Source organism: Saccharopolyspora sp. NPDC050389, from assembly GCF_040655595.1.
Classification (GTDB): Bacteria; Actinomycetota; Actinomycetes; order Mycobacteriales; family Pseudonocardiaceae; genus Saccharopolyspora.
The window spans coordinates 155,355-162,594 of sequence record NZ_JBFAKG010000007.1 but is presented as its reverse complement, the minus strand read 5'-3'; the positions used below and the strand labels follow the sequence as shown (position 1 = coordinate 162,594).

Below are 7,240 nucleotides of genomic sequence, written 5' to 3'. Positions count from 1 at the left end.
TCCTTTTTGAGCGCTGTGCTCCGGAAGATCTTGTGTGTGCGCCCGTGGTTTCAGACCTGGGGCAGCGCGCCCTCATCGGCCCGGCCCCCCCCCCCCCCCACGGCTCTGCGCTCACAGTTTCAGCGCGACCGGATCGCCGTTGGAATGGCGGCGTCGAGCAGGGCCTCCGCGGCCGCCCTCGCGTATCGACCGCAACTCGCGTCGTTGAGCACCATCGAACGGCTGGCGGCGCCGTCGGCGAGGATCGCGAGTTGTTCGACCAGGATCACGGGTTCGGTGACGCCTAGCGCGCTCACCAGCTCGGCCAACAGGTCGGTCAGCCGTCGTTTCTGCTCGGCCGCGTACTGGTGGACGGGGCTCTGCGGATCCGGGAACTCGGCCGCCGCGTCGACGAAGGGGCAGCCCCGGATCGGGCCGTCACCCTCATCCGGCACCGAGAACAGCGCTAGGAGCCGTTCTCGGGGCGAAAGATCCTCGCGCTCCAGCACTGCTTCCATCGTGCGTCCGGACTCGACGAGGTGCCGGAGATAGCCGACGACCAGCTCGTCCTTGGTGGGGAAGTGCGCGTACAAGGTGCGCTTGGAGACCGGGGCGACGCTCGCCACCTGTTCCATGCCCGTCGCGATGATTCCCTGCGTTTCGAAGAGCGCGGTGGCCGCGGCGATGATGCGTTCGCGCCCGCCACGGCCTCGGCGACGCTGGACGGTCTGTCGCTCACTCACCCGCAAAGTGTACACGGCCGTGTACTTAACGCGGGTCCGCGTGATAGCCTCGGGCGCGTTATGTAAACGGTTCAGTTTATATAACGCGGTCTCAATCGAGGAGGACAGGCGCCATGATCAGGAACTACTCGCCCGACCACGCCGAGGAGCTGATCCGCGGCCGGCGAGCCGTCCGTTCCTTCCGGCCGGACGCGGTCCCGGACGAGACGATGCGCGCCATCTTTTCCCTGGCAGGCGCGGCTCCGTCGAACTCCAACACTCAGCCCTGGAGCGTCGAAGTGGTCAGCGGGGCGGCGCGCGACCGGCTGAGCGAAGCACTGCTGACGGCGCACGCGCAGCAACGCTTTTCCGTGGACTTCCCCTACCGGGAAGATCTCTACGGCGAGGTACATCGGCGGCGCCGCAAGGACTTCGGCGAAGCGATGTACGGAGCGCTCGGCATCGGTCGCGACGACCGGGAAGCGCGCGACGCCTACAACGCGGAGAGCTTGCGGTTCTACGGTGCACCACATGTCGCGTTGGTGTTCGCACCGTCCAATGCGGACGCGCGGATGGCCGCGGACGTCGGCATGTACGGGCAGACGCTGCTCCTGGCGATGACGGCGTACGGGATCGCCAGCTGCCCGCAGGGTTTGCTGGGCTTCTACGGAGATGCGATTCGCGAGTCACTGGAAATCCAGGACGGCAAGGTGCTTTTCGGCGTCTCCTTCGGATACGCCCTCGACTCCGCTCCGGTGAACCACATCGCGGTCGGCCGCGCGGAACTCGGCGAGACGACGAGGTTCCGCGCGTAGCCGCCGGCCGGATCAGGTGGCGGTGCGCCGGGCTTCGGCGAGGCGCTGCAGGCCGTCCAGCTGCCACTCCAGGTGCTGTTCGGAGGACACCACGTCGGCCAGGCAGTCCGGTTCGCCGAGCCACCGGATGTAGTGCGGGTACTTGCCTTCCGCCCTGATTCGCTCCATGTAGGGGTGTGCCGCCTCGGCGAGCTGGGCATCGGACACCAGCCCGGTCCGTTCCCGCATCGCGCGTTCTTCCAGCAGTGCGAGCCCGGACTTCAGGGCTTGTCCGAGCACCGTGTTGACGAAGCTGATGCGTGTCGCGGCGTCCAGGTCCAGCTCGTCGACGGCGGCGAGGGCCGCGTCGTAGAGGCGCAGCGCGTTCGGTCCCAGCGGCGGCCGGCTGAACGACATCCGCGCGAACCAGGGGTGCCGCTGCACCGCTGCCCATGCGGAGCGGCCCATTTCGCGCAGGCAGGCCCGCCAGTCGCCGGGCGGCGGGACGGTGATCTCGCCGTAGGCCTCGTCGACCATCAGGTCCGTCAGGCCGTCCTTGCTGCCGACGTAGCGGTACAGCGCCATCGGGCTGCGCGTGCCGAGGCGGCTCGCGATCGCCCGCATCGTGATCTCGCCGGTCGGGCTTTCGTCGGCGAGCGCGATCGCCGCGGCGACGATCCGCTCCCGGCTGAGCTGTTTGGTGGCCGGCGGGGGCGGCGGCTCGTCGAACCAGACCAGGCCGCCCGGAGGTTTCGCAGAAGTCATTTGCCTCGGATACTAACCCGCGTGTACAACGTACATTGTGAATGTACAACGTACACAAGCTGAGGTGCTGATCGTCGGCGGCGGACTCGTCGGGCTGACGACGGCGTTGTTGCTGCGCCACCGCGGCGTGGACGTGACGCTCGTCGAGAAGCGAGCGACGACCTCGCCGCAACCCAAGGCGCGCCGTTTCCACGTGCGCAGCCTGGAGATCTTCCGAGAACTGGGGCTTGCCGAGACCGTCCACGAGGCCGCGCGAGGACTTGCCGACCACGACTGCATGGCCGGCGGGCGGACCCTGGCGGAAGCCGAGCAGTTGCCGCCGTGGCGGCCGACCGGGCCGGGCGAGTCGATGGACGTCAGTCCGGAGCTGCCCTGCCTGGTGGCGCAGAACGTGCTTGAGCCGGTGCTGCGCCAGGCGGCCCAGGACGCGGGCGCGGACGTCCGGTTCTCGACTGCCCTCACGTCATTCGAGCAGGACGCCGATGGGGTGGTCGCGGAGCTCGCGGGCTCCCGGCTGCGCGCGGCGTACCTGGTCGCCGCCGACGGGGCTCACAGCCCGGTGCGCTCGGCGCTGGGCATCGGCCGCTCCGGGCGTGGCGCCGTCGGCGACGACAACGTGAACGTCTACTTCCGCGCCGATCTCGCGGATGTCGTGCGTGGCCGGGAGTTCAACATCTGCCAGATCCAACACCCCGACGCGCCCGGTGGGCTGGCCTCGGTGGACGGTCGGCTGCATTGGGTGTTCATGACTCCGGGCGGCGAGGTCGATCGCGACTGGCCGGCCCTGCTGCGCACGGCGCTCGGCGTGCCCGCTCCGGACCTCGAAGTCATGAGCGTGCTGCCCTGGCGGCCCGAGATGCTCGTAGCCGACCGCTACTCGTCGGGGCGGGTGCACCTGGCCGGAGACGCCGCGCACGTCATGCCGCCGTACGCCGCGGTCGGTGCCAACACCGGCATCGCCGACGCGCACAACCTCGGCTGGAAGCTCGCCGCGGTGCTGTCCGGAGCCGCGGCGCCGGCGCTGCTGGACAGCTACGACGCCGAGCGCCGCCCGGCGGGCTGGTTCGCCGCGGACCAGTCGAGCAGGCGCGCACCGGACCTGACGGCCGCTCCCGATCCGACGCTGGCGCATCCGTTCGTGCTGGCGGCGGGCGGATTCCAGTACCCGGCCGGGGCGATCTCCGGCGGACCGGGAGAGGGCGGCGAGGCCGAACCGATCACCGAGTTCGCGCCGGCCGGGCGGGTCGGCACCCGGATCCCGCACCGCTGGCTGGACACCGCCCACGCCAAATCCACTGTGGACATCGCCGGCCCCGGATGGGCGCTGGCCGTGGCCGGCGATCCGCAGCGCTGGCAGCCCAACGGGCTCCCGGTCCACCGGCTCGACGTCGACTTCCTGCGCGAGGGTGAGGGGCTTCTGCTCCGCCCCGACGACGTGGTCGCCTGGCGCGGCACCGATCCCACCGCGCCCGCGAACGTCCTGGAAAAACTGCTCCGCGCCTGACAAAGCGAAGGGCACCTTCGACCGGCGCGGTCGAAGGTGCCCTCCAGTGCGGCGCTCAGTCGCCGGCCGTGGCTTCCGCCAGCGGCTTGGCGGCCGGAGCGATCTGCCTGGTCTTCTTGGTCCGGCGGTTGCGCCGATCCAGGTATGTGGCGAACCACGTGAGCAGCAGGCACATCGAGATGTAGATCGCCGCCACCACCAGGCTGACCGGGATGATCGGCCGGTCCAGCGTGGGGATGCCGCCGAGGTAGCGGGCGTAGTACAGCAGCTCCTGGTAGGTGATCAGGAAGCCGAGCGCGCTGTCCTTGAGCAGCACCACGAGCTGGCTGATGATCGCGGGCAGCATCATCCGAACCGCCTGCGGCAGCACCACGCTCCGCATGACCTGGTTCTTGCGCATGCCGATCGAGTACGCGGCCTCGCTCTGGCCCTTCGGGAGCGCGGCGACGCCGGCCCGGAACACCTCGGCCAGCACCGAGCCGTTGTAGAGCGTCAGGCCGAGCACGACCGACCAGTACTGGCCGAAGTTCACGCCCAGCCCCGGCGCCGCGTAGTACAGGAAGAAGATCAGGATGACCAGCGGGATCGCGCGGAAGACCTCCACGATCGCCGTGCACGGCACCCGGATCCAGGTGTGGTCGGAGAGCCGGCCGAGCGCGAACACCGCGCCGAACGCCAGCGCGAGCACGGCGCCCATGAGGAACGCGCGGACGGTGTTCCACAGCGCCCCGAACAGTTCCAGCTGGATCTGCTCGTAGAGCAGCCATTCCCACTTGCTCGCGTCGAACTGCCCCGTCTGGTAGAAGCGGAGCACCACGTAGCCGAGCAGGGCCAGCACCACGACGGCGCTGACGACGCTGATGAGCCGGTTGCGCACGCGGGCGCGCGGGCCGGGGGTGTCGAACAGGACGCTGCTCATCGGGCCACGCTCCAACGTTTCTCGAAGCTGCGCTGGACCAGGGTCAGCGGGATGACCAGGATCAGGAAGCCGACGGCGATCCAGATGAAGGCGTTCAGCGTCGGCTCACCCTGCTCGTTGAGGAACGGGATGACCGAGCCGACCTCGGCCACGCTGAACCCGGCCGCGACGGTCGTGTTCTTCAGCAGCGCGATCAGCACACTGACCAGCGGCGGAACCACGGCGCGGAAGGCCTGGGGAAGGATCACGTTGGTCAGCGACTGGGCGAACCCGAGCCCGATGGAGCGCGCCGCCTCGGCCTGCCCGACCGGCACCGTGTTGATCCCCGCCCGCAACACCTCGCAGACGAACGCGGAGGTGTAGATCGTCAGCGCGATCACCGCGGCGGTGAAGAACGGGAACTGGATCAGCTCCAGCTTGGGATAGGCGAAGACGAGGAAGAAGAAGACCAGCGTCAGCGGTGTGTTGCGGAGCAAGGTCACGTAGCCGGTGCCGACGGCCCGCAACGCGGGGATGGGGCTGACCCGCAGCGTTGCCAGGATCGTGCCCAGCACCAGCGAGCCCGCGGCCGCCAGCAGGAAGAGCTCGATCGTCCGCAGGAAACCCCTGGCGAGGACGTCGCCGTACTCCACCAAGATGTCGATCAATGAGTACTCCTGAAGTAATCGGATGCCCAGGGCGCGATCCGGCCCTGGGCATCCGATGACGGGATCAGTAGCGGTCCACCTTGGGCGGTTCGGCGGACGAGCCGGACTTGCCGAGGGTGGCGTCGTAGACGCGCTTCCACTCGCCGTTGGTCGCGGCCTGCTCCAGGATGTCGTTGATCTTGTTGCGCAGCGCGCTGTCGTCGTGCGCCAGGCCGACGCCGTAGGGCTCCTCGGAGAACGGCTTGCCGACGACCTTCAGCTTGTCCGGGTCCTGAGCGGCGTAGCCCTTGAGGATCGCGTCATCCGTGGTGACCGCGTCGATCTGGCGGTCGAGCAGCTGCTGCACGCACTCCGAGTAGCGCTGGAACTCGACGATGTTCTGCGGCTCGGTGAGCTGGTCCTGCTTGACCCGCTGGATCGGCGTCGACCCGGTCGCGGAGCAGACCTTCTTGCCCTTGATCGACTCCTTGCCGGTGATGTCCGTGTTGTCCGCGCGGACCAGCAGGTCCTGCCCGGCCATGAAGTACGGCCCGGCGAAGCTGATCTGCTCCTTGCGCTTGTCGTTGATCGTGTAGGTGCCGACGTAGTAGTCGACCTCACCGGTCGAGATCGCCTGCTCGCGCGCGGTGGACGGGATCGGCTTGTAGTCGATCTGCGTGTTCGGGTCGAACCCGAGCTGTGCGGCGATCAGCCGGGCGACCTCGATGTCGAAACCGGAGTACTGGTTGGTGACCGGGTCGCGGAATCCGAGGCCCGGCTGGTCCTCCTTGACGCCGATCGTGACGCGGCCCTTCTGCTTCATCCGGTCGAACGTCGGAGAGCCCTGGACCTGCACGTTCTGGGCGACGTTCTGCTGGACCTGCGGTTCGCCGCCGCCGCCGGGGCCGCCTTCGCGTCCACAACCGGTCAGGGCCAGCGCCAGCGACGCCGCCAGCACCGTCACCAGCCGCAATTTCTTGGCTCGCATTTCGTGTCGCTGCCTCTCTGTGGGTCAGTGGGTGAGGATCTTGCCGAGGAAGTCCTTGGCGCGGTCGCTCTTCGGCGCGCCGAAGAACGCCTCCGGCTTCGCGTCCTCGACCACCTCGCCGTCGGCCATGAAGAGCACGCGGTGCGCGGCGCGGCGCGCGAAACCCATCTCGTGGGTGACGACCACCATCGTCATGCCCTCGGCCGCGAGGCCGGTCATGACCTCCAGGACCTCGTTGACCATTTCCGGGTCCAGCGCCGAGGTCGGCTCGTCGAACAGCATCACCTTCGGCTTCATCGCCAGCGCGCGGGCGATGGCGGCGCGCTGTTGCTGCCCACCGGAGAGCTGCGCCGGGTACTTGTCGGCCTGGTTGGTGATGCCGACGCGCTCCAGCAGCTCCATCGCGGTTTCCCGGGCGGCGTCCTTGGCCTGCTTGCGGACCTTGACCGGACCCAGCGTGACGTTCTCCAGGATCGTCTTGTGGGCGAAGAGGTTGAACTGCTGGAAAACCATGCCGACGTCGGCGCGCAGTTCGGCCAGGGCACGGCCCTCGGCGGGCAGCGGAACGCCGTCGATCTCGATGCGGCCGGAGTTGATCGGTTCCAGTCGGTTGATCGCGCGGCACAGCGTCGACTTGCCCGAGCCCGACGGCCCGAGCACGACGACGACCTGCCCTCGAGGAACCTCGAGATCGATCGCCCGCAGCACGTGCAAGGAACCGAAGTACTTGTCGACCGCGGACATCCGAATCATCGGGGCGTCCGTGGAAGCTGCGGCCATTCGTTCTCCTGAACGCATCGAAATTGGATTCGTTGGCCGAAACTTAAGCCTCTGCTGGGGGATAGTCCAGACAGAACGGGCCAGGCCAGGTTGCAACTCGGTTACGCTCCGGAGTCGCCACACGTGGTGGGTACCTCACTTGCAGTAACCGCATCCGGGCGGC

Annotated in this window: 8 protein-coding genes; 2 read left to right on the top strand and 6 right to left on the bottom strand. The window is 68.5% G+C overall.

Annotation, left to right across the window (positions count from 1 at the left end):
• Positions 1-119 precede the first annotated feature (119 nt).
• Positions 120-722 carry a TetR family transcriptional regulator gene (locus AB0I53_RS07000; protein ID WP_358597704.1) on the bottom strand — a complete coding sequence of 201 codons (603 nt, stop codon included), beginning with the start codon at positions 720-722 and terminating at the stop codon, positions 120-122.
• 113 nt (positions 723-835) lie between these two features.
• Here AB0I53_RS07000 and AB0I53_RS06995 point away from each other — a divergent pair, with 113 nt between their 5' ends.
• Positions 836-1,516, top strand: coding sequence for a nitroreductase (locus tag AB0I53_RS06995; protein WP_358597701.1), 681 nt, complete (start codon positions 836-838; stop codon positions 1,514-1,516).
• A gap of 12 nt (positions 1,517-1,528) precedes the next feature.
• On the opposite strand, the gene AB0I53_RS06990 is transcribed toward AB0I53_RS06995, so the two are convergent.
• The gene (locus AB0I53_RS06990; protein WP_358597698.1) at positions 1,529-2,260 is read right to left on the bottom strand and encodes a TetR/AcrR family transcriptional regulator; all 732 of its coding nucleotides are present in this window, start codon (positions 2,258-2,260) and stop codon (positions 1,529-1,531) included.
• A 64-nt stretch (positions 2,261-2,324) separates the two neighbouring features.
• Here AB0I53_RS06990 and AB0I53_RS06985 point away from each other — a divergent pair, with 64 nt between their 5' ends.
• Positions 2,325-3,764, top strand: coding sequence for an FAD-dependent oxidoreductase (locus tag AB0I53_RS06985; RefSeq protein ID WP_358597695.1), 1,440 nt, complete (start codon positions 2,325-2,327; stop codon positions 3,762-3,764).
• Between the two features lie 55 nt (positions 3,765-3,819).
• On the opposite strand, the gene AB0I53_RS06980 is transcribed toward AB0I53_RS06985, so the two are convergent.
• The 4 genes from AB0I53_RS06980 to AB0I53_RS06965 form a co-directional block, all read right to left on the bottom strand.
• Positions 3,820-4,683 carry an amino acid ABC transporter permease gene (locus AB0I53_RS06980; RefSeq protein WP_358597692.1) on the bottom strand — a complete coding sequence of 288 codons (864 nt, stop codon included), beginning with the start codon at positions 4,681-4,683 and terminating at the stop codon, positions 3,820-3,822.
• Complete coding sequence (locus AB0I53_RS06975; RefSeq protein ID WP_358597795.1) at positions 4,680-5,327, bottom strand: amino acid ABC transporter permease; 648 nt, start codon at positions 5,325-5,327, stop codon at positions 4,680-4,682. Before AB0I53_RS06975 ends, AB0I53_RS06980 begins: the two co-directional genes overlap by 4 nt.
• 67 nt (positions 5,328-5,394) lie before the next feature.
• Positions 5,395-6,297 carry a glutamate ABC transporter substrate-binding protein gene (locus AB0I53_RS06970; protein WP_358597689.1) on the bottom strand — a complete coding sequence of 301 codons (903 nt, stop codon included), beginning with the start codon at positions 6,295-6,297 and terminating at the stop codon, positions 5,395-5,397.
• Positions 6,298-6,321: 24 nt separating this feature from the next.
• Positions 6,322-7,050 carry an amino acid ABC transporter ATP-binding protein gene (locus AB0I53_RS06965; protein ID WP_358597792.1) on the bottom strand — a complete coding sequence of 243 codons (729 nt, stop codon included), beginning with the start codon at positions 7,048-7,050 and terminating at the stop codon, positions 6,322-6,324.
• Between the last annotated feature and the right edge of the window lie 190 nt (positions 7,051-7,240).